Raw genomic sequence first — 22882 nt, 5'->3', positions numbered from 1 at the left:
GGGCCGCTCAGGCCCGCAGCGCCAGGGCCACGGGATCCGCCGGCGCGGCGGCGCGGACGCGGTTGCGCCCGGCCTTCTTGGCCGCGTAGAGGGCCGCGTCGGCCGCCGTGAACAGCCCTTCGGGCGGATCGCCGCCGGCCGGGTCGGCACAGGCGACGCCGATGCTCACCGTCGCGATGCCCCCGACCTCCGGGGCGTGGGGGATGCGGAGGTTCACCACGGCCCGGCGGACGCGCTCCGCCGCGACGCTGGCGGCCGTCGCGTCGACGCCCGGCAACAGGGCGACGAACTCCTCGCCGCCGATCCGGAAGCTCAGGCCGGCGGTATCGAGGGTGCGTTGCAGGCACTCCGCTACCGCCTTCAGCGCCTCGTCGCCGCGCTGGTGACCGAAGCGGTCGTTGAACTGCTTGAAGTGGTCGGCATCGACGATCAACAGCGCCAGGGGCGTCCGCAGCTGTGCGGCCCGCTTCCACTCCACGGCGAAGTGCTCGTCGTAGCTGCGCCGGTTCGGCAGGCCCGTCAGGCCGTCGGTCCGCGCGAGCACGGCGAGCGCGGCGTTGGCCTCGCGGCTGGAGGCTTCCGCGGCCACGTGGCGCCCGACCTCCCGGTGCAGCAGGATCGTCAGGCCGAAGGCGAGGAGGCAGAGGCACAGGATCAGGACGGCGACGATCGCCGCCTTGTAGATCCAAACGCTGCGGATGCTGTCGACGTCCGTCGCCACGGTCACGATCAGCGGCAGGTCGTCGAGGTCGGCGAAGCTGTAGACCCGCTCGACGCCGTCGAGGAACGAGCGTCCCTGGAACTCGCCGCGCGGCTTGGCCCGGTACATCTTGTAGCCGGGGCTCGCGCTGATGTTCTGGCCGAGCGCCTCCGGCCGTGCCGGCGCCCGGATCAGCAGCGTCCCGTCCCGGTGGAAGACGTTCAGAGCGATGCCGTCGTCGAAGTGCAGGCGCTCGAACAGCGCCTGAAAATGCGCGAGCCTGATCGATCCCGACACGATCCCGGCGAATGAGCCGTCGGGCGTCCGGATCCGCCGGGTCATGCGGATGATGGGCTCACCGGTCATGAGAGATACGGTCGGCCCGGACAGGATCAGGCCGCCTTCGGGATTCGACCGATGGAACTCGAATTCCGGCAGCGTGCGCATGTTGGGCCGGGTCCGCACGCCGGGATCGCTCGTCAGCCGGACGTCGCCGGCCGCGTCCGTGACGGCGATCGGACCGAGGCCGGAGCCCGCCACAGCCGTGTCGAACAGCGCCAGGCGCCGAATATCCGGGTCCAGGGCCGCGATGTCGGCGCGGCTCGCGAGCCGTGCGGAGTTCCGCAGCGAGAGGTCGTAGACCCGCAGGCTGTGGCCGACGCCCTCCTCGATCACCGCCAGGAGATTCCCGGCGTTGCGGCGGGCGTTGTGCCAAGCGACGTCCCGCAGATCCAGGCAGAGATAGACGCCGAGCAGCGCGAGGCAGAGCAGCAGGCATGTGCCGGCCGCCGCGATCAGGCGCGAGGCGCGATCGTCCAGGTGAGCTCTGATCGCTGTAGCGGTCGCGCGCAGGAGCATGGGCTCGATCGGGCTGCCACGAACCGCGCCATTGCGGTTGACGGGCTTACTGTTCTCCCGATCTTACGTCCACGAAGATTGAAAAAGCGGTTATTGGCGGCACTAAGAAGCGCTGAATCGCCGCTAATACAAATACAGGCCGCCGCGGCTGTCAGTCCCGCCTCGACGCGGTCGCCTTGAGCCGGAGCCCAGGCGTAGTCGCGCGGATGCGCGACGGCGCGCGCCGCGGGCCGCCTCTCGCCCGCGACGCGCGCCGCCGCCTGGTCCCGACGAATGCGGAGACCGCGGAGCGTCAGTCACCGATGCCGAACAGCTTCTCGATGAAGTTGCGGTCGTCCTTCGGCGCGCGCCGCGACGGCGCGGCCTGGCGCGGCGCCGGGGCCTCCGGCTCGCCGAGGATCTGGCCCAGGAGCCCGCCCGGGCCCGCCGGAGCGGCGCTCGCCACCGAGGCGGTCGTCTCCGGCTGGCGGCGCCAGCGGTTGAGGCCCGGGAGCGGGACCGGCGTCTGCCCCTTCAGGGCCTGGGTCATATAGGTCTTCCAGATCTCCGCCGGCAGGTTGCCGCCGGTGACCTTCTTGGTGAGCTCGCCGTCGTCGTTGCCGAGCCAGACGCCGGTCACGAGGCTGCCCGAGAAGCCCATGAACCACGCGTCGCGGTAATCCTGGGTGGTGCCGCTCTTGCCCGCGAGGTCCCAGCCGGGGATGTCGGCCTTCTTGCCAGTGCCGCTGACGAAGGTCTCGTGCATCATGGCGTTCATCATGCCGTCGGCGTTGGCGTCGATGACCCGGCCCAGACCGTTGTCGGAGCGCTTGTAGAGGACCTTCCCGTCCTGGCTCTTCACGGCGGTGACCACGTAGGGGATCACGCCGATGCCGCCGTTGGCGAAGGCCCCGTAGGCGCCGACCATCTCTAGGAGCGTGACCTCGGACGTGCCGAGGGCGATAGAGCCGTTGGCCTGGAGCGGCGAGGTGATGCCGAGCCGCTGGGCGGTCTGGACCACGGTCTTCGGCCCGACCTCCTGGCCGAGGCGCACCGCGACGGTGTTGAGCGACTGGGCGAGCGCTGTCCGCAGGGTGACGGGACCCTCGTAGCGGTGGGAGTAGTTCTCCGGCGCCCAGTTGCCGATCCGGATCGGCGCGTCCTCCCGGACCGTGTCGGGCGTGGCGCCGTGCTCCACGGCCGCGAGGTAAACGAAGGGCTTGAACGAGGAGCCGGGCTGACGCTTGGCGGTCGTGGCCCGGTTGAACTGGCTCTGCGCGTAGTCGCGGCCGCCGATCAGGGCGCGGATGGCGCCGTCCGGCCGCATCGAGACCAGCGCCCCCTGGCTGACGTTGTAGCGCGTGCCCTTGGCGTTGAGCTCGTCGGTGAGCGCCTTCTCGGCGGCCGCCTGGAGGCTCGGATCGACCGTGGTCTGGACTGTGATGTCGGTGTCGAACTTGCCGACGTAATCGTCGAGCACGTCCATCACGAGGTCGGCGACGTAGTTGGCCGACCCGCCGCCGCGGGCGTTGGCGGGCCTCGCCGGCTGGGCGAGTGCCACCTTGACGTCCTGCCCCGACGCGAAGCCCAGCTCCTGCATGGCGGCGAGCACCTGCGCGGCGCGGGCCTGGGCGGCCGGGAGGTTGCGGTTCGGGGCAAGGCGCGAGGGCGCCTGCACGAGGCCGCCGAGCATCGCGGCCTGCGTGAGGCTCACCTCCTTGGCGGGCTTGCCGAAATAGCGCTGCGCCGCCGCCTCGACACCGTAGGCGCCGGCGCCGAAATAGACGCGGTTCAGGTAGAGTTCGAGGATCTCGTCCTTCGTGTACTTGTGCTCGAGCCAGAGCGCGAGGATCGCCTCCTGGATCTTGCGCGAGGCCGAGCGCTCCGGGGTCAGGAACAGGTTCTTGGCGAGCTGCTGGGTGAGGGTCGAGCCGCCCTGCGCCACACCGCGCCGGGTCAGGTTCTGGCCGATGGCCCGCATGATGCCGACCGGGTCGACGCCGAAATGCTGGTAGAAGCGCCGATCCTCGATCGCCACGAAGGCGCGCGGCAGGTAGGGCGGCAGCTCCTTGATCGACACGACGCGGCCGCCGGTCTCGCCACGGTTGGCGAGCAGGGAGCCGTCGCTCGCCAGGATCGCGATGTTGGGCGGACGCTTCGGCACCGCGAGCTGGTCGATCGGCGGCAGCTGCGAGGCGTGGTAAGCGATGAGCCCCGCGAGCCCGATCACCCCCCAGAGGCCGAGGACGACGCAGCCGTAGACGATGCGGCCGAGCCAGGAACGCCGGCGTCGGCCGCGACCCGAGGCCTTCGCCCGCCCCGTTGCCCGCGCCGGCGCCTTGCTCGGCTGCCGCGCTCCGCCGCCCGATCGCTTCGCCACGCCGTCTCCTGCCCCCGGGCGGTCCTCACGGGTCAGGCGCAGGTCGAGTTCGCCGCGATCCCGCGCGCGCCCTTCGGGCACGTCGAAGTTCGGCTCAATCCTGCCCCGACCCTTGGCCATGCATCCCGTTCTCGAATGTTCCGCCGCGACGCGCGACCGTCAGGCACGCTGCAGGACGGTTTCCGCACGCCAAATGCGGCGGTTTCGCGCCCCGTCCGGCAACGACACCGGGGCCGGCACCGCCGGCGATCCTTGTCAAAACCGTTTGTGACCGCTTCGCGGTACGGTGCGGAAAAAGGCTGGCCAATCCGTTAAAGACCGCGCCGGACGTTCGGGATCGAGACCGGCCACCGCGTGCCGGGAGGACGCCGCCCTAGCGCGCGGCGCCCTGAAGCTCGCCCGTGCTCGCCAGGATCGTCTCCTGCAGCGCGGTCGCCGCCGCGTGGTGACGACCCGGGCCGAGCACGACGAACTCGACCGCGCCGAGCGGCGGCAGGCCGGCCGCCTCGGAGATCGCGGCGAGGCCCGGCGGCAGGATCTTGGCCGAGTGCGGCGCGATGCCCAGGCCCGCCTCGACGGCGGCCCGCAGCCCCATCAGGCTTCCGCTGGTGCAGGCCACCCGCCAGGACCGGCCCACCGCCTCGAGGGCGTCGAGCGCCAGGGTGCGGGTCATCGACGGTGGCGGGTAGAGCACTAGGGGCAAGGGCTTGGCCCGATCCGGCACGAGGCCGGGCCGGCCCGTCCAGATCAGATCCTCGGCCCATGCCAAGGTCCCGCGCGGGTCACCGCGCCGCCGCTTGCAGAAGATCACGTCGAGCTCGCCCGCATCGTAGCCCTGGTAGAGGGCGCGGCTCAGCCCGACCGTGATCTGCAGATCGACCGCGTCGTGCCGATCGGCGAAGCGGGCCAGAACCTGTGCGAGGGTCGACAGGGTGTAATCCTCGGAGACGCCGAGCCGGATGCGGCCGCGCAGGCCTTCCGGCGAGAAGAAGGCGCACAGCCGGTCCTGCGCGTCCACCACGTCACGGGCGAAGCCGATCATGGCCTGACCGTCCGGCGTGGGTGCGACCCGGTGCGTGTCCCGCGTTAGGAGCGCGCGACCGAGCGCCTGCTCGAGCCGGGCGATGTGCCCGCTCACCGTGGATTGCCGCAGACCGAGTGCCTGCGCCGCGGCGGTGAAGCTGCGGCTCTCGACGACGGCCAGGAACGAGCGCAGCAGCTCGATGTTCGGGTTGCCTATCATGAGTCACGATAACCGATATCGGTAACCTGCGGGCGCCGCGCAGCGTTAGGGTTCGGGACAGCCCCGTCCCAGAGCCGCGCCGCGAAGCCTTGCCCGATGTCCGCACCCGTTATCGTGACCACGCTGTTCGTCGGCGGCCTCATGGCGATCCCGACGCTCGGGAAATGGGCGACGCAGGTCACCGAGGTGCTCGCCTCCCTGCTGGCGATCGCCACGGTGCTGGTCGCGATCCTGTATCTCTGCGATCGCTGGCCCGACTACTTCGCCAATCCGCGGATGCCGGTCGGCCTGACGGCGACGCCCTTCGCCGACTGAGACGATGACCCGTCCCGCGCGAGCTCGGAGACCGGGGAGCGGTCCCTTCGCCGGCGCCGCCCTGGCGTTCGTCGCCGGCTTCGTCGACGCGGCGGCCTTCATCGCCCTGACCGGCCTCTTCACCGCTCACGTCACCGGCAACTTCGTCCTGATCGGCGCCGAGCTGGTCGCGAGCTCCAGCGGCGTGGTTGCCAAGCTCCTGGCGCTGCCCGTCTTCGTCGGAGCGGTGGCGGGGGCTCGAATCCTGGCCCTGGCGCTGGAGCGGCAGGCTTTCGACCCCCTGCCCTGGCTCCTCGCCGTCGAGGTGACCCTGCTCGCGGGATTCGGGTTGTGTGGCACCGTGTGGTCGCCCCTCGGCGGAGCGGACAGTGCCGCCTCCATCGCCGTCGGCATGCTCGCGGTCGCGGCCATGGGGTTACAGAACGCCATCGGCCGCCTGTCTCTCGGCCATCTCGCCCCCACGACGGTCATGACGGTGAGCGTCAGCCAGGCCGTCATCGACGCGACCGACCTCGTCCTGGGATGCGGCGCACAGCGCGATCAGACCCGGGAGAGGTTCCTGCGCGTGCTCCCGGCGATCGCGGCCTTCGCCGCGGGCGCGCTGTTCGGCGCCTTCGGGATCGCCCATCTCGCCTTCGGCAGCATCGTCCTGCCGCTAGGCGTTCTGACGGCCCTGATCGTCCTGGCCGCGGCGCCCGGAGACGCCGGCGCCAGGCCGTGAAGAGCCGCGCCGCGCTGCGCTCGGGCGGCGACCGCCGTCACCGCTCGGCAGGCAGTTCGGGCGATGGCTTACCCAGCACCCGTCGCGCCTCGGCGAGCAGCACGGGATGGCGGGCCGCCTGCGGACCGGAATCCGGCGTCTCGCGGCCGAGCCGGGCGATGCGCGCCCCGAACAGGCGCCGGCGCAGACCGAACCGGCGGACGCTCATCAGCAGCGCCTGAAGCACGAGGCGGACGGCCTCGGTCCGCTCGCGCTCCTCCACGATCGCCGCCGCGAGAGCGGCCTCGCGCCGGAGCGCGGCATCGAGCTCCTCCCGGACGGCGGCGCGGGCCGCCTCGTCCTTGCGCGCCGCGTCGAGCTGGATCCGGCATTCCTGGAGCGCGCTGAGCAGCAGAAGCTCCTGCGCGGACGCATCCCTCATCAAGGCCTCCCGGGGCGCCGTCTCCCGTCCGACGACGGGGCGTTCCGCCCGATCACCGTCGCGCCGGCCGCGGACCGGCCCGCGCGCATCCACGTGCGACGCCATAGCGAGCGCGGCCGCTGGCCGGAAGCCGCCGACCGGATTATTCGGCACCCGCACCGCAAACCACGGGGGAATCGGGGACGTGCAGATTCGGATCGCTCTGGCCTTCGGGGCCATCACGCTGGGAGGTGGCGCGCTGGCACCCGCCCCGGCCCAGGCCTACCAGCTCGACACGGTGAACCTGGTCGGCTGCGCGCAGGAGGGCGGCGTCTGCCGGATGCCCTATCCCACCAACGTCTATTATGGCGTGCCCGGCCGGACGAACGGCCGGCCGTTCCCGCAGGGCGGCGTCGTGCCCTGCAACACCCAGACCTTCGGCGATCCGGCGCCGGGCCAGGCGAAGAGCTGCTGGTACGCCCCGCGGATCAACGCGGGCGGCGGTGGGGGCTACGGCGGCGGAGGCTACGGCGGTGGCGGCGGGGGTGCCTACGGCGGCGGGGGCGGCTACCGGAATGACGGCTACGACGACCGGCGCGACGCCTACCGCGACCGCCGCGACTACGACCGCCCGCCGCCGCGCCGCTCCTACGACGACGATTACGGGCCAGGGCCACGCCGCTACCGGGGTGATCCCGACGAGTACTGATCTCGGTCGAGCAGGGCAGGCACGGGAACGTATTTGCCCTGTTAACCGCGATCCGGCATCGTCCGGCTCCGCGGAGCCACGAGACGGGACGGAGGAGCTGATGACGGAGAATCGCCGCGGCACCTTCCGGAAGAACGCCTTCACGTTCGGCGCCGTGCTGCTCGACGGCGGCGAGGTGAGCTGCCTGGTCTGGGACGCCACCGACGTCGGCGCGCAGATCGAGGTCGAGGACGATCAGGCCGTGCCGGACCGCTTCGCGCTTCGTGTCAGCACGGGCACCGAACCGCGCCCGGCCACCGTGGCGTGGCGGCGCAGCCGGCGGATCGGTATCGCCTTCGACGGCTGAGGTCCCTCAGGTCGCCTGCAGGGCCGGGCTCTGCTTAGGCCCGGACCCGGCCAGCCGGAACCGGCGCGGCCGGACGAACAGCAGGTCGAGCGCCGTCCCGCGGACCAGCCGCTCCAGCATGAGCGGCAGGATTACCGCCATCGCCATGACGGTCAGGCTCGCGAGGCCGATATCGGTGATCGCGCCGGTGCGCACGAGGATCTCCCGTGTCGCCGCCATCGGCAGCGAGAAGGCGAGGTAGATCACGATCGAGCGCTGGCCGCAGGTCCGGACCGCCTCGGCGACCGGACCGCCGGCGCGGCCGATGAGAGCCGCCGCCACCACGATCGCGAGGGCTCCGGCCGCGCCGAGGGCGAGGCTCACCAGCGGCAGGCTGGCGAGGGTCGGATGATCCGGCAGGCCCGACGGGGTCAGCGCGAGCCAGCCTTCCAGGACCGCCCAGGCGCCGAGGCCGCAGAGGGCGAGCGGGACGCGGCGGCGCGCCGCGTCGGCGAGCGCGAAGATCCGCCCGGCGAACAGGTAGCCCGCGACGAAGTAGACGTAGCGGGCGCAGAACTCCTCGATCAGGGTCGAGTCGCTGCGGATGTCGGCGATCTGCAGCAGGGCGGCGCCGGCGAGGAGCACGCCGCCGGGCACGCGGCGCAGGGCCTTGGTGACCACCGAGAACACCGCCAGCAGGTAGATGAACCAGAGGCTGGAATAGGGCTCGATCAGCGCGTGGGCGAGATGCGCCGCGAAGGCCGCAGGACCGGCATCGCCGACGATCTTGCCGTACTTGGCGGCCGACTGGATCACCAGCCAGAGCAGGTAGAAATAGGCGAAGTGGACGACCCGGCGGTCGAAGAACAGGCGCCAGTCGCGGTCGATCACCCGCCCGACGAACAGTCCGGAGAGCAGGAAGAAGTCCGGGATGCGGAACGGCTTCGCGAAGGCGACGACCGGGTGGAGGAAGCCCTCGCCGCCCATGGCCTCGCCGGTGCCGATGACCGAATGCATCATGACGACCAAGAGGATGCAGATCCCCTTGGCGATATCGACCCAGGCGAGTCGATCCCCCGTATCCCCGACCCCGGCCATCGTCCGAACCCTCGCGATCGGGGCGATCCTGGACCGGTTCGGGTTGACGGCAAGGAACGGGGCGGCGGCCACCTGCGGATGTGACGAACGCCCGGTAAACGCCGGCCGGGCAGGTGTCAGATCTTGCGGCGCGCCGACTTCCGCTCGCGGGTCATGCGCGTGGCGGCGTGGAAATCGTCGGGCTTGCCGCGGACCCAGACGAGGAAGCGCGCGATCTCCGGATCGGCGCGCAGCGCCTCGACGTCGGCGAGGCGCTTGGCGATCTCCGCCTCGCTGTAGCGGGCGTGGATCGCCGAGTGGCAGATCTGGTGCAGCCGGACCGTGCCGCGATGGGTCCCGCCCTTCAGCTTCGGCGTGAGGTGATGGAGGCTGGAGCGGGCGCAGCGAGGGATCGGGCGCTCGCAGAGGGGGCAGACCGGGTCCGGCGGGCCCGGGACGCCCGGCGCGTCCGGATCCTCGGCGCTCCAGCGCTGCGAGCGCCGTCCGACCACGCGAGCCTCCCTCTCCTACCCCTGCTGGTCCACCGGCTGCGGGCAGGCCGGACCGACGCCCTGTCCGAACAGCGCCTCGGCCTCGCGATCCCGGCTCCCCAGGATAGAGACGTGGTCCCCCGGGATCACGTCGATCCGCGCCCGCGGGCCGGCCGCCTGGGCGAGGTTCCGCGCCAGCTTGGCCGGCACCACCGTGTCGTCGCGGCCCTGCACGATCAGCACGGGCGCCGACCCGTCGCGGATGCGCAGGTCCGAGCGGTACGTGTCGCGCAGGAGCCAGATCGGGGCTAGCGGGACATGCAGCCGCACGGTGTGGGTCATCGAATCGAACGGCGCCTCCAGGTACAGGCCGATCGTCGGCACCCGTTCGGCGACGGCCACGGCCACGGCGGCCCCGAGGGAGTGTCCGTGGAGGAGGATCGGCGCGTCGGGCGCCCGCGCCCGCGCGGCCTCGACGGCCGCCAGCCCGTCGCGGATCAGCCCGTCCTCGCTGGGGCTGCCGGTGGAGCCGGGATAGCCGCGATAGGCCACAGTGAGCACGCCCCAGCCGCGCGCCCGCCAGGGCTCCGCGGCGAAGCGGGCCGCGTGCGGCTCGGGGCGGGAGCCGTTGCCGTGGAAGCTCACGACGACGCCGCAGCCCGGCCGCGGAGGCCGCCACAGGCCGTGCAGGGTCTCGCCGTCGGGGGTCGCGACCGTGATCGTCGCGAGGCCCGGCGGGATCGTCCACGGGTTCTGCGGCCCGAAGGCGCCCGGATAGAGGAACCGGCGCTGCCCGAGCGCGAGCGCGGCGCAGGCCAGCCCGCAGACGAGGAGCGCGGCGAGCAGGAGGCCGGCGATGAGGCGCATTGCGGTGCGATCGCGGTGTGATTGGGTGCGGGAGAACGCGTGCGTTCGGACGAACGGTTTCGGGGATGTGTTTTCTAGGGCGGCCGGTCAGCATTGACAAAGCCGTCCGTGGGCCCGAGTCTGGAACCGTTCCGAGGGGGGCCCTGAAGAGGGCTGAGATTGGGCACGCTGCCCTGACCCTTGAACCTGATCCGGCTCATACCGGCGGAGGGACGGGAACCTGCGGTCGCATCTCGCGCGACCTCATCTCATCTCGGCCATCGCGTGGACCGGACCGCTCCAGCACGAGGAGAGGCCCACGATGAACGCACCCGTTCTCCCGAAGGACGTGAAAGGCAGCCCCGAGACCGTGACCACGGGTCCGGTCACCGGATCGCGCAAGGCGTACGCGAACCCGGCCGGGCGGCCGGACATCCGCGTTCCCTATCGCGAGATCGTCCTCTCCGATCCGAAGGAGGAGCCGGTGCGGGTCTACGACCCGTCGGGCCCCTATACCGAGACCGATGCCCGTATCGACCTCAACGCCGGCCTTCCCGGCGTGCGCGAGCCCTGGGTCGCGGCCCGCGGTTACGCGGCCGTCGCGCCGCGCGCGGTGAAGCCCGAGGATAACGGATTCGCGGGCGACAAGCTCGTGGCCCCCTGCCCCGCCGAGCGGACCATCCGCAAGGCGGCCCCGGGCCAGATGGTGACCCAGTACGAGTTCGCCCGCGCGGGGATCATCACCGAGGAGATGATCTACGTCGCCCATCGCGAGAACGTCTGCCGCGAGGCCATGCTCGCGGGCGCCGAGGCCGCGCTCGCGGACGGCCAGAGCTTCGGGGCCTCGGTCCCGCCCTTCATCACCCCGGAATTCGTGCGCGACGAGATCGCCCGCGGCCGGGCGATCATCCCGGCCAACATCAACCACACCGAGTTGGAGCCGATGGCGATCGGCCGGAACTTCCTGGTCAAGATCAACGCCAACATCGGCAACTCCGCCGTGACCTCCTCGGCCGCCGACGAGGTCGAGAAGCTCGTCTGGTCGATCCGCTGGGGCGCCGACACGGTCATGGACCTGTCCACCGGCCGCAACATCCACAACATCCGCTCGTGGATCATCCGCAACAGCCCGGTCCCGATCGGCACGGTGCCGATCTACCAGGCGCTGGAGAAGGTCGGCGGCGACCCGCTCAAGCTCGACTGGGAGGTCTTCAAGGACACGCTGATCGAGCAGGCCGAGCAGGGCATCGACTACTTCACCATCCATGCCGGCGTGCGCCTCGCCCACGTGCCGCTGACCGCGCGGCGCGTCACCGGCATCGTCTCGCGCGGCGGCTCGATCATGGCCCGCTGGTGCCTCGCCGGGCACCGGGAATCGTTCCTCTACGAGCGGTTCGACGAGATCTGCGACATCATGCGGGCCTACGACGTGTCGTTCTCGCTGGGCGACGGCCTGCGCCCGGGCTCGATCGCCGACGCCAACGACGCCGCGCAGTTCGGCGAGCTGGAGACGCTGGGCGAGCTGACCAAGGTCGCCTGGGACAAGGGCTGCCAGGTGATGATCGAGGGCCCCGGCCATGTGCCGATGCACAAGATCAAGGTCAACATGGAGAAGCAGCTGAAGGAGTGCGGCGAGGCGCCGTTCTACACCCTCGGCCCGCTGACCACCGACATCGCCCCCGGCTACGATCACATCACCTCGGGCATCGGCGCCGCCATGATCGGCTGGTTCGGCACCGCGATGCTCTGCTACGTCACCCCGAAGGAGCATCTCGGCCTGCCGGACCGGGACGACGTGAAGACCGGCGTCATCACCTACAAGATCGCCGCCCACGCCGCAGACCTCGCCAAGGGGCATCCCGCCGCGCAGCTCCGGGACGACGCGCTCAGCCGCGCCCGGTTCGACTTCCGCTGGGAGGACCAGTTCAACCTGGGCCTCGATCCGGATACCGCCCGGCGCTTCCACGACGAGACCCTGCCGAAGGACGCCCACAAGGTCGCGCATTTCTGCTCGATGTGCGGGCCGAAATTCTGCTCGATGAAGATCACGCAGGACCTGCGCGCCGAGGTGCTGGCGATGGAGGAGGCCGGCGAGGTCGTGGGCGCGGCGCCCGCGATGTCGAAGGCCGAGGCCGAGGCCGGCATGCGGGCGAAGTCGCAGGAATTCCTGGCCGAGGGCGGCAAGCTCTACGTCGACGCCGCCGAGTGAGATGGCGGCACGCCCGGTCCGCTCAGGATTCGGGCGCGCCGCAGCCCCGCCCCGGCGTTCCGCCGTGCGGGGCCTCGATATCGAGAATGTCGCCCGGGCGGGCGCCGTAGGCATCGTGCAGCGCCGCGAGCATCAGATCCGCGGCGATGCCCGTGTCGGGCGGCGATCCCAGCTCCACTTGGCGCGCGAAGTTCTCCGCCGGGTCCGCCTGGACGTATCCGAGCGCCGCCAGAGCCTGCCGTGCCGTCGCATCCAGCCGCAGGCGCCTTCGGCCGGGTGGCCCGTAGGCGCCCGACGCGGCCTCGCAGAACATCCGCGTATCCCGATCCTGGAAGATGCACTGGACGTAGCGCTGTGCCTGTCCGTGCGGCGCGACGACGATGAAGCGGTCGCGCGAGACGTCGACCGGCCCGCGCCTGTGGATGGCGTCGAGACGCTCCACGACGGCGCAGCGGTGCTCGCGGATGAACGGCGCGCGCGTACCCGGATCGCCAGCCGCGGCCGGCGCGGCGAGCGCGGGACTGGTCGCCAAGACGAGCATCGCCGAGATCCTGTACATCGCGTGCTCCACGCTGCGCGGGGCGGGCCGCAGTCCCGTTGCGGGAAGACGAACCGGCTGGGCGCCGAGTCGACCCAGGAGAAAATTCAGCACGGATTTGTGTCGCCCCGGTAACGCGATGTTCATCGCATCTCCGATCCCGCCGCATCATCCGGTGGACCGGCGGTCGCCATTAAGGAACGATTAGGCAGGACCGCGCCTCAATCCTTCGATCACAGGATCGCAGGAGACCGGCGATGGAGATCCGAACGCTGACATCCACGACGCCGGGGCCGCAAGGCCTCGACGCGCTCGGAGCGACGGCCGCCGCCGCCGTGACCCAGCAGGCGCCCGAGCCCGAGACCTCCGCCAAGCCGCTCGAGCCCGCGGTGAAGCTCGACATCGGCACGAACGGCGGCAAGGCGCGGTACATCCAGGATCCGGACACCAGCTCGATCGTGTTCCAGGTGGTCGATCCGTCGTCCGGCAACGTGATCGACCAGCTCCCGAGCGAGACCGCCCTGCGCAATCGCGCCTACGATTCCGCCCGCAGCACGCAGGGTTCGCAGAGCGGCAGCCTCTCCCGCGTCGCCTGAGCGGAGTCGCTCAGGCGCGCAGCCGGCGGACCGAGTCATCGACCGGCGGCGCGGCCAGGCCGAACTGCGCCAGCGGCAGGATCTCCACCGGCGCGTCCCGCCGCGCGACGAGCACGCTGTTCTCGGCGACCGTCGTCCAAGTGCCGTGATCCCGGTCGAGCGGCTCCGAGGCGACGACCACGCCGCCCTCCGAAGCGCGGTAGTAGAGCGAGTTCGCCTTGTCGTTCGCGGCGTAGCGGAACGCGTAGAGATCGCGCCCGTCGGCCAGCGCCGCGGTGAACCGGAACGGATGCGGCCCGGCGAGATCCGTGAGGCGCGCGAGCGCGCGCGCCGTCGCCTCGACAGGATCGCGGCGCGGCCCCTGTCCCATCAGGCCGCAGCCCAGCAGCCCGAGGAAGATCGCTTCGGAATCGGTGGTCCCCGCGCGCGACGGGTACAGCTCGTCCGGGATCAGCGCCTCGACCGGGCGCCGCAGGCGGCTCCAGTCGCCGATATAGCCGTTGTGCATGAACAGCCACGGACCGCAGGCGAAGGGATGGCAGTTCGGCCGGGTGATCGGCGTCCCGGTCGCGGCGCGCACGTGCGCGAAGAACAGGTGCGAGTGCAGGTGCCGGCACAGGTAGCGCAGGTTGTCGTCCGACCAGGCGGGCTGGACCTCGCGGTACCGGCCGGGCTCCGGGTGATCGCCGTACCAGCCGAGCCCGAACCCGTCGCCGTTGGTCGCCGCGGTCGATTCGAGCGCCGCGATGCTCTGCGAGACGAGGCTGTGGGACGGCTCGGTGACGTAGTGCTCCAGCGGGATGGTGCGTCCCGCATAGGCGATCCAGCGGCACATCGACGGGCTTCTCCGGGTGTCTGTCGACCGGCTGATCCAAGACGATCGTGGACAAAGCGCGGCACCTTGAGCGCGCGGTCGATCACGATCCGTCGCGAAAGGCGTGCCGCGGCCCGTTTCAGACGCCGTGCGTCTGAAGCCAGCTCTCCAGGAGCGCAATCTGCCAGAGCTTCGAGTTGCCCTTGGGCGTCAGCGTGCCGTCGGGATCGGCGAGCAGGTGATCGACGTAGGCGCGGTTGAAGATGCCGCGCGCGCGCGCCTCGGGACGGTCCAGCACGTCGCGAACGTAGTCGAGGAACGGGCCGCGGATGTGCTTCAGCGCGGGAACGGGGAAGTACCCCTTCTTGCGGTCGATCACCTCGGCGGGGACGACAGCCCGCGCGGCTTCCTTGAGGATGTACTTGCCGCCGTCCCGGACCTTGAGCTCCGCCGGGATGCGGGCCGCCAGCTCGACGAGGTCATGGTCGAGGAACGGCACCCGCGCCTCGAGGCCGCAGGCCATCGTCATGTTGTCGACCCGCTTGACCGGATCGTCGACCATCATGACCTCCTGGTCGAGTTGCAGAGTCTTGTCGATGGCGCTGTCGCTCCGCGAGTTCGCGAAGAAGGTCGCGATGTAGTCGGTGCTGTGATCGCCGCCGATCATGTCGGGCGTCAGGGCCTCCCGCATCTCGGCATGGTCGCGGTCGAAATACGCTTTCGCGTAGTCGGCGACCGGGTCCGTCGAGCCCATCAGCTTCGGATACCAGTGATAGCCGCCGAACACTTCGTCGGCGCCCTGCCCGCTCTGAATCACCGTCACGTGCCTGGCGACCTCCTGCGAGAGCAGGAGGAAGGCCACCGCGTCGTGGCTCATCTGCGGCTCCGACATCGCCGCGATGGCCGCGGGCAGCGCCTCCAGCGTCCGGGTGCCGTCGACCGCGAGCTTCGTGTGGTCGGTGGCGAAGGTCTCGGCGATGATGTCCGAGTACTTGAACTCGTCGCCTTCGACGCCGTTCACCGCGTCGAAGCCCACCGAGAAGGTCTTGAGGCCGCGCTGGCCACCGCGCGCCAGCAGGGCCACCAGCAGCGAGCTGTCCAGGCCGCCCGAGAGGAGAACCCCCGTCGGGACGTCGGCGACCTGCCGGCGCTCGACCGCGGTGCCGAGGGCGTCGAGGACGGCCTCGCGCCAGTCCGCCTCGGTCCGGCCACGGTCGGCCGCGCGGGGGCCGATCGCCAGGGTCCAGTAGGTCGACGCGTGCCGCGTCCCGTCCCGCTCGATCGTCAGGATCGTCGCCGGTGGCAGCTTGCGCACGCCCTTGAGGATGGTGAGCGGGGCCGGGACGCCCGCGTGCCAGCTCATGTAGTGGTGGAGCGCGACCGGATCGACCGCGGTATCGACGTCTCCGGCGGCGAGCAGGGCCGGGAGCGACGAGGCGAAGCGGAAGCGGCCCTTCGTCTCGCTGTAATAGAGCGGCTTCACGCCGAGCCGGTCGCGCGCCAGCACGACTCGCCCGGAATCCCGCTCCAGGATCGCGAAGGCGAACATGCCGGCGAAGCGCTCGACGCAGGCAGTTCCCCAGGCGTGGAAGGCCTTGAGCACCACTTCAGTGTCGCTCGTCGAGAAGAACGCGTAGCCCTTCGCCTCGAGTTCGGCGCGCAGCGCGCGGAAATTGTAGATGCAGCCGTTGAACACGATCGCGAGCCCGAGGGCGGGATCGATCATGGGCTGCTGCCCGGCCTCGGACAGGTCGATGATCTTGAGCCTGCGATGGCCGAAAACGACCCGGCCGGAACCGAAGAGCCCCGCTGCGTCGGGCCCGCGCGGCCGCAGAGATCCCATCATCGCGTCGACGGCGGCGGGGTCCGCCGGCCGGTCGAAGCAGATCTCGCCGCAGATTCCGCACATGGTGTCAGCAGGGTCTCGGTCCGGCGCCACGCGCGCTTCTTCGAGCGAAACGGCTCGCGCGCCGCGGCGTTCCGCCGACCCGGCCGGGACGCCGCGCCGGGCTCACGCGGGGTCGCCCGGGGATCACGACCGGGAGATGCCGGACCCGTTTGACGCCATCGCCGTCGAACTGCTAGACCATGGCCGTACATGAGCGCACGGCGCCGTTCGGAGTTCGCGCTCCGCGACAGACCTTATCCGTGCCGACCATGTCGGCGGGCGTAGTTCAGTGGTAGAACGTCAGCTTCCCAAGCTGAATGTCGTCGGTTCGATCCCGATCGCCCGCTCCAATCCTCATAAGCACTTAGTAGGGGACCGTGGTACGCTGACAGGCGAGCGTACCACCAGCGTACCACCGTCAGCCGAATCAACGCTCGCTTCCGCGTTGTCCGAGCGCCCGCGAACTGCCACGCTGCCGGGACGACGACCCTCACCTGACCTGGCCGGTATTTTGGCCCGGGCCGAGTGGGAGGCTACTGCATGGTAGCGGCCATGGGTAGCCGGAAGGCCAGATCTGGGAAGCTGACAGGCGCAGGTGGCCGATAGCCAAGCGACGAGTGCGGTCGGACGCGGTTGTAGGTGGATTGCCACAGACCAATCACGATCTGCGCCTCCTTCAGCGAGTTGAAGATCTCTTGGCGTAGGCACTCGTCGCGCAGCCTACCGTTGAAGCTCTCACAGTACCCGTTCTCCCACGGCGATCCCGGTGCGATGTACTGGATCTGCGAGCCAGCTTTGGCGACCCACTGGCCCAGCGCCTTCGAGATCATCTCAGGGCCATTGTCGCAGCGGATGTGCTCCGGGATGCCGTGCAGGCACATGGCGTCGGCCAGTGCCTCGATCACACCGAGGCTGTTGATCCGCCGCGCCACCTTCAGCGCGAGGCACACCCGGCTGTGCTCGTCGATCAGCGTCAGGATGCGCAAGGTTCGGCCGTCGTGCGTCTGGGCCTGCACGAAGTCGAAGCTCCAGACGTGGTTGCGGCGGAGCGGGCGCAGCCGTTTGCCCGAGCCGTCGTTCAGCCAAAGCCGGCTGCGCGGCCGATGCTTCTGCGGGACCTTCAGCCCCTCGCGACGCCAGATGCCCTCATCCTGAGGTTCTCGAAGGATGAACGCGGTCCTTGCCCACCTGCCACCCTGCCGCCTGCAGCAGCGCGGTGACGCGGCGATAGCCATAGCGCCTGTACTCGGACGCCAGGGCGATGATGGCGCGGGTCAGCTCATCCTCGTCCGCCAACAAGGTCGGCACGTAGCGTTGCGTGCCGCGGTGCTGACCGACGATCCGGCAGGCGTGACGTTCGGAAGAGACCGTACTTCTCCCGGATCCCGTCCACCGCCTGCCGGCGTCGCTCGGGGGCTACAAGTTTCCCGAGGCGACGTCCGCCAGCACCTGATTCCCCAAGGATAGATCGGCTACCAGCCGCCACAGCCGCGCGTTCTCGCGCTCCAGGCTCTTCATCTTCCTGGCCTGATCGAATCGGAGACCGCCGTACTCCTTGCGCTAGCGGTGATAGCTCTGCTCGGAGATCTCCGCCTCCTTGCGCGCCAGCGCCAAGCTTTTGCCTTGGGTCGTCTGCACCTCGATCTGGCGCAGCTTCAGCACCACCTGCTCCGCACTCGTCTTCTGACCTCGCCCCATGTCCAACGCCTTCGGGCCCAACTGATCCTCTCAATCAGCCCGGTCCAAAGCCAGCCGGTCAGGTCAGCTTCCGGAATGTCAGCTTTCTGACGCGGATCTGGAAAAGCTGCCGCTGCACGGGGCGGACCTGAGCCATCGGCCGTCGTTCGCTGGCTTAGGTGAGGGCTGCGAGCTTCAGCGCATGGTCTCGGATGTCCGGTGGCCATGCCGTCATGCGCTCGGCAAAGCCGTTGGCATCCCCGGCGAAAAGCGCCCGGATCACCTCCTCAAACCCGGGCAGATCGCCAGCCAACGCCGAAAGGAAGCGGCAGGCGGCCTCTCTCGCGGCCTTCATCAGGGTCTGCCTACCATCTGCCCGCCGCGCTTCATCAACGAGGCGCCGCAACGCTTGCGATGCACCTCCTGGCTGGGATGCAAGCCACTCCCACTGACGGGGAAGCAGCGTCACCTCGCGGGCGATGACCCCGAGTTTCGGGCGACCTCGGCTTCTTGGCGCACCATCAGGATCCGTTCGGATCTCAACGGTGCTCGTAGCGTCTCCCGCATTCGCGAGTTCGGCGAACCGTGCGGTGATGTCCGCCTCTGTTCCACGCAGATCGAGGTCGATGACGGAGCCCGACCTGTCGTCGAAGGTCAGGATCGGATCGCCTTCTTCCGCCGCCCGCGCTTTCACGGCGAGAGCCACGTCGATCAAGCGACCGCTGGCGAGCCGCTGCACACCCGCGAACGCGGTGAACGTCCTGATTGGGTCTTCAGGCATGGCGCCTCCATCCTCTCCACCTTAGCCGGATCGACCACTTGATGTGAATTTTACCCGGGTGATATTGCGTCACCGGGGTGCCTTCGATAGCGTCGCCGCCAAGCTGTGAGGGCACATGATGAGAATGGAAGACCGAAAGGCGGCCGTGAGCGCCTACAAGAAGCGAGACGTCGACAGCGGCATCTACGCTGTCCACTGCATGGCCTCCGGTGAGGTTTGGGTCGGCGGCGCGCCCGACCTGTCCAAGATCCAGAACCGCCTCTGGTTCACTCTCCGGCAGGGCACGAACACGCACCGTTCGCTCCAGACCGCGTGGAATGCGCATGGAGCCGAGGCGTTCAGCTTCGAGATCGTCGAGCGGTTGGACGCTGAAGAGATCGCGTACGTCCGTGACCGGGTGATGAGGGAGCGCCTTATCCAGTGGGCGGAGCAACTCCGGGCCGTCCGGATATGAGCTCGGAACTTAGGTCAGCCCATGTGGCGGCCAACGGCATCACCCTGGCCTACGACAGCTTCGGCGACGGGGCGGCTGAGACGATCCTCCTGATCGCTGGGCTCGGTACGCAGATGATCCGCTGGACGGACGCCCTCTGCCTTGAGTTGGTGACGCGCGGCTTCCGCGTCGTGCGGTTCGATAACCGGGACACGGGACGCTCAACCCACTTCGCTGAGCATGGCGCGATGGACTTTGCGACCTTGGCCTCGGCGCTCACTGAGGGACGGCAGCTGGAACTCGCCTACACGCTCGACGACATGGCCTCGGACGCGCTCGGTCTGCTCGATGCCCTGTCCATCCGCCGAGCCCACATTGTCGGCCGCTCGATGGGCGGCATGATCGCCCAGATCCTGGCGAGCGAGCACCCGTCTCGTGTGCTCTCGGTCGCCTCAATCATGTCGACCACGGGAAATCCGGACCTGCCATCGGCAGGGCCTGACGTCATGACGATGTTGATGCGCCCCGCCCCCGATCCCGCCTTGGACGAGGCTGGTTTCCTCGATCACGGCGTTGCCTTCGCGCGGCGCATTGCGGGTACGGCACATCCATTCGACGAAGAGGCCCACCGTGCTCTCCTCTGGGAGGAAGTTCGGCGAGGCCGTGCGCCGGGTGGGTTCGGACGCCAGATCGCAGCGGTTGGGTTAGCTGGCGACCGCCGGTCAGGGCTCGCCGCGATCACGGCGCCCACCCTTGTTGTTCATGGGACAGAGGATCCTCTGTTTCCGCCTGCCTGCGGCGAGGACACCGCGGCCGCGATCCCGAATGCGGAGATGATGTTGATCCCCGGGATGGGGCACGATCTGCCGCCATCCTTGTACCGGACCATTGCCGATGCAATCGAGCGAACCGCTTGCCGTTCAAGCATCTCGATTTCGGGACTGTAGAAGGGCCTGAATCCACAGGTTCAAGCGACCGCTTTTAAGAAGGCTGTTGTGCCGTCCCTTTGGCGATGGTGGGTCGATAGCAGGCCGTCCACTTATTTGTCAGATCGGCTTCAGGGCAACGGATTCGTTGTAGCGAATATAATCGCGGTAACCGCGCACAGCCCTGAGCAACCCCCCACAATATCTGCTGCCAGTCATTGCGCCTTCAAATATTCTCATCCCGCTTCGGCATAGGGAGTTCCCGCTGCCGCGCCCGCGACGGCTTGGAAACCACGATCGATCAAACGAAGAAAGACGCGACCGGCAGCCGCGGCGTCGCCGGGCGTTTCAGCCACCTTGTACCCTTCGAAGAAGGCGACGCTCCACGTCGCCACGAGCAAGCCCGCCACCAGATGCGCGTCGGGATCGTCCGCGGGTCGATCAACCGCCTCTGCCATCATCTCTGCCAAAACGCGCGTGAACTCGCTGCACATCTGGCGGGCGCGCGCCTTCAGCGCCTCGCTGGCCAGTGCCGTCGCCACGAACCTCAGCGACGCACCGAAAAGCGGGAGGAGAGGGTTCCGGTCCTCGATACAACGATGAGCGAGCAAGCGCAGTGCCGTGACCGGGCTTGCTCTCTCATCCCGTCCGTGGATGGCCGCGGCCACCATTCCGCGTACCTCATCCTCACGATCGAAGAACATGTCCTCCTTGCGAGGGAAGTGATTGAATACAGTCATGCGGCCGACATCGGCGGCCTCCGCGATCTCGTCGACCGTCACCCGGTCGAAGCCGTGCTCCATGAACAGACGCGTGGCTGCATCGGAGATGGCTTGGCGCGTCGCCAGCCGCTTCCGGGTGCGCCTGTCCAGCATGGGGCTTGCCTGATCCTGCACGTCTATATATACTCAGTATAGTTTCATATCGAGATCATTCTGAGGTGACGTCATGCCAACGTCAACCGTGATATCCGGTGCGTCCTCCACCGAAACGCAAGCCGCACTCGTCAGCGGCGCGAGCTTCGCCGGCTTGACCACAGCATTCTGGCTGAACCAGCTTGGATACCGCGTCACGGTAGTTGAGGTCGCACCGGGTCTGCGGCGCGGCGGGACGCCCGTCGACATCGAGGGCGAGACAATCGCAATCCTGACACGCATGGGCTTGATGGACGCTGTTAGCGCTCGAACGCTTCCCCCTCGACGCTTCGCCTTCAAGGATGCGGAAAACGCAACGCTGGGCGATATGGCCCACCACCCAGACGATGAGGGGGGGCCGCGCTACGAGATCCACCGCGACGACCTGTTGGATGTTCTGTACGGCGCGATCGAGGGCGATGTGGAACTGCGGTTCAACCGTTCGATCGTGGCGATTGAAGAGCGTCCGGAGACGGTGTCGGCTACGTTCAGCGACGGAAGTCAGCACGAATTCGCACTGATATGTGGTTGCGATGGAAATCGCTCCAATACGCGCAGACTGGCGTTTGGCGACGGTGAGCAGTTCACCCATTTCATGGGCGGATATTTCTACCTCAAAGTCGTGCCAGACACCGGACTGCTCGAACCGAACAGCTCGGAGCTTTTTGCCATTCCTGGGCGGATGGCGATGCTGAACGGCTATGACGATCGTACAGATATTGGCTTCGGGTTTCGCACAGCCGGCGAGATCGAATACGACTACCGGAACAAGGATCAGCAACGTCGCCTGATCAGGGAAAATTTTTCCGGTCTGAAGTGGAAGGTACCGGATATGCTCGCTCGTATGGGCGAGGACAACGACTTCTATTTTGATCGTATCAGCCAGATCAGGATGCCGACGTGGTCTCACGGGCGCATCGTTCTTGTCGGCGACGCAGGCTATTGCGTGTCCCCGTTCGCAGGCCTCGGTGGCTCGACGGCCATCATCGGCGCGGGAAGGCTGGCCGACGCCCTGGCGCGGCATCCGGACAACCATGCCGCCGCATTTCACGCTTATGAGGAAGGGCTACGGCCGTTCGTTGAGCAAGTACAAGAACGGGCCGCGATCGACAGCATACAGATGCTATTTCCCGGCGACGATGGCGAAATGGCAGAGCGAGATCGTAAGCTGGCCATCGGTAACATCGGCGTTTGACGGCCGCTTTGGAGAAGCTCCGACGGCAGTCCCACTGGCCGAGTTGGGTCGCATGCGGGCCGTCCGCTAGAGGTCGAAACCGGCTGCCCCTAACCCAGCAAACTGGCCCGAAGGTCATACTTCAGGGCAGACCACTTCACTGGGGGCGGATCACCCTGGCGCGGTCTGTCGGACGAGACCCAAGACCGGATCGGCGTCGTCGCCACCGATATGGTGTTTCAAGCCTTCGTGTCCGGCGACGCCTTCGGCCCGAAGGATCAGCCGGTGCCGGGCCGTAGCAAGCGGGCGCAGACGATCCGCGGCGAGGCGAGCGATGCTTCCTGCCGCCGGCTGACCGAACTGCACACTGTCATTGAGGACGTGCTGCCGGTCCTGTTCGGCTCAGCCAGCCAAACCCAGAATAGACGGTGGCGATGGATGCGAAGCGATGAGCCTACGCGGCCGCCAGGATGACGCGACACCTCTACCGGCGGCTCGGTTCGAGATCAGCCCCCGGCGCGGCCTGCGCCGCGAAGAATCGGCCCGCTACGTCGGCGTCAGCCCCTCGAAATTCGACGAGATGGTCCGGGACGGCCGAATGCCGAAGCCGAAACGGATCGACGGGTGCGTGGTCTGGGACCTCCGGCGTCTCGACTTGGCGTGGGACGCTCTCGGCGGCGATGATGCAGGCCACAACCCGTGGGACTGAACTCCGTGGTCAGCATCGATCTGCCGTTCGTCGTCGCCGACACCGATCGACACGGCAACGTCCGGTACTACTTCCGCAGACGGCCTGAGAAGAAGGTGCGCCTCCATGGCAAGCCCGGCTCCGCCGAGTTCCAGAAGGCCTACGAGGCAGCTCGCGACCGGGCTTCTGAGGTCACGCCG

22 protein-coding genes, 1 tRNA gene, 1 pseudogene and 1 riboswitch are annotated in these 22882 nt (G+C 68.9%); of the genes and pseudogenes, 11 read left to right on the top strand and 13 right to left on the bottom strand.

The features are described 5' to 3' along the window. Positions 1-7 precede the first annotated feature (7 nt). The 3 genes from BMY19_RS02910 to BMY19_RS02900 form a co-directional block, all read right to left on the bottom strand. Positions 8-1558: a GGDEF domain-containing protein gene (locus BMY19_RS02910; protein WP_042672294.1), complete on the bottom strand. Its 1551-nt coding sequence runs from the start codon at positions 1556-1558 to the stop codon at positions 8-10. A 292-nt stretch (positions 1559-1850) separates the two neighbouring features. Beyond that, positions 1851-4037 carry a transglycosylase domain-containing protein gene (locus BMY19_RS02905; protein WP_100250785.1) on the bottom strand — a complete coding sequence of 729 codons (2187 nt, stop codon included), beginning with the start codon at positions 4035-4037 and terminating at the stop codon, positions 1851-1853. Positions 4038-4290: 253 nt separating this feature from the next. After that, entirely contained in the window at positions 4291-5160 is an 870-nt protein-coding gene (locus BMY19_RS02900) for a LysR family transcriptional regulator (RefSeq protein WP_170862892.1), read from the bottom strand. 96 nt (positions 5161-5256) lie between these two features. Between BMY19_RS02900 and BMY19_RS02895 the strand changes: the two genes are divergently transcribed. Both BMY19_RS02895 and BMY19_RS02890 read left to right on the top strand, forming a co-directional pair. After that, entirely contained in the window at positions 5257-5475 is a 219-nt protein-coding gene (locus BMY19_RS02895) for a hypothetical protein (RefSeq protein WP_020092819.1), read from the top strand. 4 nt (positions 5476-5479) lie between these two features. Next, positions 5480-6196 (top strand): YoaK family protein, encoded by a 717-nt coding sequence (locus BMY19_RS02890; protein WP_100250784.1) that lies wholly within the window; start codon positions 5480-5482, stop codon positions 6194-6196. A gap of 37 nt (positions 6197-6233) precedes the next feature. Here BMY19_RS02890 and BMY19_RS02885 read toward each other — a convergent pair whose 3' ends face one another. Next, positions 6234-6617: an ATP-dependent helicase gene (locus BMY19_RS02885; protein ID WP_100250853.1), complete on the bottom strand. Its 384-nt coding sequence runs from the start codon at positions 6615-6617 to the stop codon at positions 6234-6236. Positions 6618-6801: 184 nt separating this feature from the next. Here BMY19_RS02885 and BMY19_RS02880 point away from each other — a divergent pair, with 184 nt between their 5' ends. Next, a complete protein-coding gene (locus BMY19_RS02880; RefSeq protein WP_091680853.1) occupies positions 6802-7305 on the top strand; it encodes a hypothetical protein in 504 nt (167 codons plus the stop codon). Positions 7306-7405: 100 nt separating this feature from the next. Beyond that, positions 7406-7651 carry a hypothetical protein gene (locus BMY19_RS02875; protein ID WP_020092823.1) on the top strand — a complete coding sequence of 82 codons (246 nt, stop codon included), beginning with the start codon at positions 7406-7408 and terminating at the stop codon, positions 7649-7651. 6 nt (positions 7652-7657) lie between these two features. On the opposite strand, the gene BMY19_RS02870 is transcribed toward BMY19_RS02875, so the two are convergent. The 3 genes from BMY19_RS02870 to BMY19_RS02860 all read right to left on the bottom strand — a co-directional run bounded on the left by BMY19_RS02870 (position 7658) and on the right by BMY19_RS02860 (position 10065). Beyond that, positions 7658-8728, bottom strand: a complete 1071-nt coding sequence (locus BMY19_RS02870) for an acyltransferase family protein (protein WP_091680855.1) — start codon at positions 8726-8728, stop codon at positions 7658-7660. A 116-nt stretch (positions 8729-8844) separates the two neighbouring features. Then, a complete protein-coding gene (locus BMY19_RS02865; RefSeq protein WP_091680856.1) occupies positions 8845-9219 on the bottom strand; it encodes a restriction endonuclease in 375 nt (124 codons plus the stop codon). Between the two features lie 15 nt (positions 9220-9234). Beyond that, positions 9235-10065: an alpha/beta hydrolase gene (locus BMY19_RS02860; RefSeq protein ID WP_091680858.1), complete on the bottom strand. Its 831-nt coding sequence runs from the start codon at positions 10063-10065 to the stop codon at positions 9235-9237. 124 nt (positions 10066-10189) lie between these two features. After that, positions 10190-10295: riboswitch (TPP riboswitch) on the top strand. A gap of 71 nt (positions 10296-10366) precedes the next feature. Here BMY19_RS02860 and thiC point away from each other — a divergent pair. Next, positions 10367-12253 (top strand): phosphomethylpyrimidine synthase ThiC, encoded by a 1887-nt coding sequence (gene thiC, locus BMY19_RS02855; RefSeq protein WP_091680898.1) that lies wholly within the window; start codon positions 10367-10369, stop codon positions 12251-12253. A gap of 22 nt (positions 12254-12275) precedes the next feature. Here thiC and BMY19_RS02850 read toward each other — a convergent pair whose 3' ends face one another. Then, the gene (locus BMY19_RS02850) at positions 12276-12812 is read right to left on the bottom strand and encodes a TY-Chap domain-containing protein (RefSeq protein ID WP_100250783.1); all 537 of its coding nucleotides are present in this window, start codon (positions 12810-12812) and stop codon (positions 12276-12278) included. A 236-nt stretch (positions 12813-13048) separates the two neighbouring features. Here BMY19_RS02850 and BMY19_RS02845 point away from each other — a divergent pair, with 236 nt between their 5' ends. Next, positions 13049-13387, top strand: a complete 339-nt coding sequence (locus tag BMY19_RS02845) for a flagellar protein FlaG (protein WP_020092829.1) — start codon at positions 13049-13051, stop codon at positions 13385-13387. Positions 13388-13397: 10 nt separating this feature from the next. Here the strand turns inward: BMY19_RS02845 and BMY19_RS02840 are convergent, their stop codons facing one another. Together BMY19_RS02840 and BMY19_RS02835 are read right to left on the bottom strand one after the other, a co-directional pair. Continuing rightward, a complete protein-coding gene (locus tag BMY19_RS02840; RefSeq protein ID WP_100250782.1) occupies positions 13398-14222 on the bottom strand; it encodes a class II glutamine amidotransferase in 825 nt (274 codons plus the stop codon). Between the two features lie 118 nt (positions 14223-14340). Then, complete coding sequence (locus BMY19_RS02835; protein WP_100250781.1) at positions 14341-16110, bottom strand: N-acetylglutaminylglutamine amidotransferase; 1770 nt, start codon at positions 16108-16110, stop codon at positions 14341-14343. A 254-nt stretch (positions 16111-16364) separates the two neighbouring features. Here BMY19_RS02835 and BMY19_RS02830 point away from each other — a divergent pair. Next, positions 16365-16439 (top strand) — tRNA-Gly (locus BMY19_RS02830). Positions 16440-16622: 183 nt separating this feature from the next. On the opposite strand, the pseudogene BMY19_RS02825 reads toward BMY19_RS02830, so the two are convergent. After that, positions 16623-17787, bottom strand: a pseudogene (locus tag BMY19_RS02825) (IS3 family transposase). A 154-nt stretch (positions 17788-17941) separates the two neighbouring features. After that, positions 17942-18547, bottom strand: coding sequence for a DUF2239 family protein (locus BMY19_RS02820; protein WP_100250780.1), 606 nt, complete (start codon positions 18545-18547; stop codon positions 17942-17944). A 118-nt stretch (positions 18548-18665) separates the two neighbouring features. On the opposite strand from BMY19_RS02820, the gene BMY19_RS02815 reads away from it, so the two are divergent. Next, on the top strand, positions 18666-19001 hold the full coding sequence (locus tag BMY19_RS02815; protein WP_026604874.1) for a GIY-YIG nuclease family protein: 336 nt from the start codon (positions 18666-18668) through the stop codon (positions 18999-19001). 23 nt (positions 19002-19024) lie between these two features. Continuing rightward, positions 19025-19927, top strand: coding sequence for an alpha/beta fold hydrolase (locus BMY19_RS02810; RefSeq protein WP_244534815.1), 903 nt, complete (start codon positions 19025-19027; stop codon positions 19925-19927). Positions 19928-20142: 215 nt separating this feature from the next. Here BMY19_RS02810 and BMY19_RS02805 read toward each other — a convergent pair whose 3' ends face one another. Continuing rightward, positions 20143-20781 carry a TetR/AcrR family transcriptional regulator gene (locus tag BMY19_RS02805; protein WP_100250778.1) on the bottom strand — a complete coding sequence of 213 codons (639 nt, stop codon included), beginning with the start codon at positions 20779-20781 and terminating at the stop codon, positions 20143-20145. A gap of 73 nt (positions 20782-20854) precedes the next feature. Between BMY19_RS02805 and BMY19_RS02800 the strand changes: the two genes are divergently transcribed. Both BMY19_RS02800 and BMY19_RS02795 read left to right on the top strand, forming a co-directional pair. Continuing rightward, positions 20855-22015 carry an FAD-dependent monooxygenase gene (locus BMY19_RS02800; RefSeq protein WP_100250777.1) on the top strand — a complete coding sequence of 387 codons (1161 nt, stop codon included), beginning with the start codon at positions 20855-20857 and terminating at the stop codon, positions 22013-22015. A gap of 427 nt (positions 22016-22442) precedes the next feature. Then, positions 22443-22703 (top strand): helix-turn-helix transcriptional regulator, encoded by a 261-nt coding sequence (locus BMY19_RS02795; protein ID WP_020092840.1) that lies wholly within the window; start codon positions 22443-22445, stop codon positions 22701-22703. Positions 22704-22882: the final 179 nt, after the last annotated feature.

It is taken from the genome of Methylobacterium sp. UNC300MFChir4.1, from assembly GCF_900110155.1.
Lineage (GTDB): Bacteria > Pseudomonadota > Alphaproteobacteria > Rhizobiales > Beijerinckiaceae > Methylobacterium.
The sequence above is the reverse complement of the archived record's forward strand: the minus strand, read 5'-3'. Positions and strand labels throughout refer to the sequence as shown.

What these genes read in the sequence shown, in the direction of transcription:
- BMY19_RS02910 (WP_042672294.1), bottom strand. Translation starts at nt 1,558, where the DNA reads ATGCTCCTGCGCGCGACCGCTACAGCGATCAGAGCTCACCTGGACGAT.
- BMY19_RS02905 (WP_100250785.1), bottom strand. Translation starts at nt 4,037, where the DNA reads ATGGCCAAGGGTCGGGGCAGGATTGAGCCGAACTTCGACGTGCCCGAA.
- BMY19_RS02900 (WP_170862892.1), bottom strand. Translation starts at nt 5,160, where the DNA reads ATGATAGGCAACCCGAACATCGAGCTGCTGCGCTCGTTCCTGGCCGTC.
- BMY19_RS02895 (WP_020092819.1), top strand. Translation starts at nt 5,257, where the DNA reads ATGTCCGCACCCGTTATCGTGACCACGCTGTTCGTCGGCGGCCTCATG.
- BMY19_RS02890 (WP_100250784.1), top strand. Translation starts at nt 5,480, where the DNA reads ATGACCCGTCCCGCGCGAGCTCGGAGACCGGGGAGCGGTCCCTTCGCC.
- BMY19_RS02885 (WP_100250853.1), bottom strand. Translation starts at nt 6,617, where the DNA reads ATGAGGGATGCGTCCGCGCAGGAGCTTCTGCTGCTCAGCGCGCTCCAG.
- BMY19_RS02875 (WP_020092823.1), top strand. Translation starts at nt 7,406, where the DNA reads ATGACGGAGAATCGCCGCGGCACCTTCCGGAAGAACGCCTTCACGTTC.
- BMY19_RS02870 (WP_091680855.1), bottom strand. Translation starts at nt 8,728, where the DNA reads ATGGCCGGGGTCGGGGATACGGGGGATCGACTCGCCTGGGTCGATATC.
- BMY19_RS02860 (WP_091680858.1), bottom strand. Translation starts at nt 10,065, where the DNA reads ATGCGCCTCATCGCCGGCCTCCTGCTCGCCGCGCTCCTCGTCTGCGGG.
- thiC (WP_091680898.1), top strand. Translation starts at nt 10,367, where the DNA reads ATGAACGCACCCGTTCTCCCGAAGGACGTGAAAGGCAGCCCCGAGACC.
- BMY19_RS02850 (WP_100250783.1), bottom strand. Translation starts at nt 12,812, where the DNA reads ATGTACAGGATCTCGGCGATGCTCGTCTTGGCGACCAGTCCCGCGCTC.
- BMY19_RS02845 (WP_020092829.1), top strand. Translation starts at nt 13,049, where the DNA reads ATGGAGATCCGAACGCTGACATCCACGACGCCGGGGCCGCAAGGCCTC.
- BMY19_RS02840 (WP_100250782.1), bottom strand. Translation starts at nt 14,222, where the DNA reads ATGTGCCGCTGGATCGCCTATGCGGGACGCACCATCCCGCTGGAGCAC.
- BMY19_RS02835 (WP_100250781.1), bottom strand. Translation starts at nt 16,110, where the DNA reads ATGTGCGGAATCTGCGGCGAGATCTGCTTCGACCGGCCGGCGGACCCC.
- BMY19_RS02820 (WP_100250780.1), bottom strand. Translation starts at nt 18,547, where the DNA reads ATGCCTGAAGACCCAATCAGGACGTTCACCGCGTTCGCGGGTGTGCAG.
- BMY19_RS02815 (WP_026604874.1), top strand. Translation starts at nt 18,666, where the DNA reads ATGAGAATGGAAGACCGAAAGGCGGCCGTGAGCGCCTACAAGAAGCGA.
- BMY19_RS02805 (WP_100250778.1), bottom strand. Translation starts at nt 20,781, where the DNA reads ATGCTGGACAGGCGCACCCGGAAGCGGCTGGCGACGCGCCAAGCCATC.
- BMY19_RS02800 (WP_100250777.1), top strand. Translation starts at nt 20,855, where the DNA reads ATGCCAACGTCAACCGTGATATCCGGTGCGTCCTCCACCGAAACGCAA.
- BMY19_RS02795 (WP_020092840.1), top strand. Translation starts at nt 22,443, where the DNA reads ATGAGCCTACGCGGCCGCCAGGATGACGCGACACCTCTACCGGCGGCT.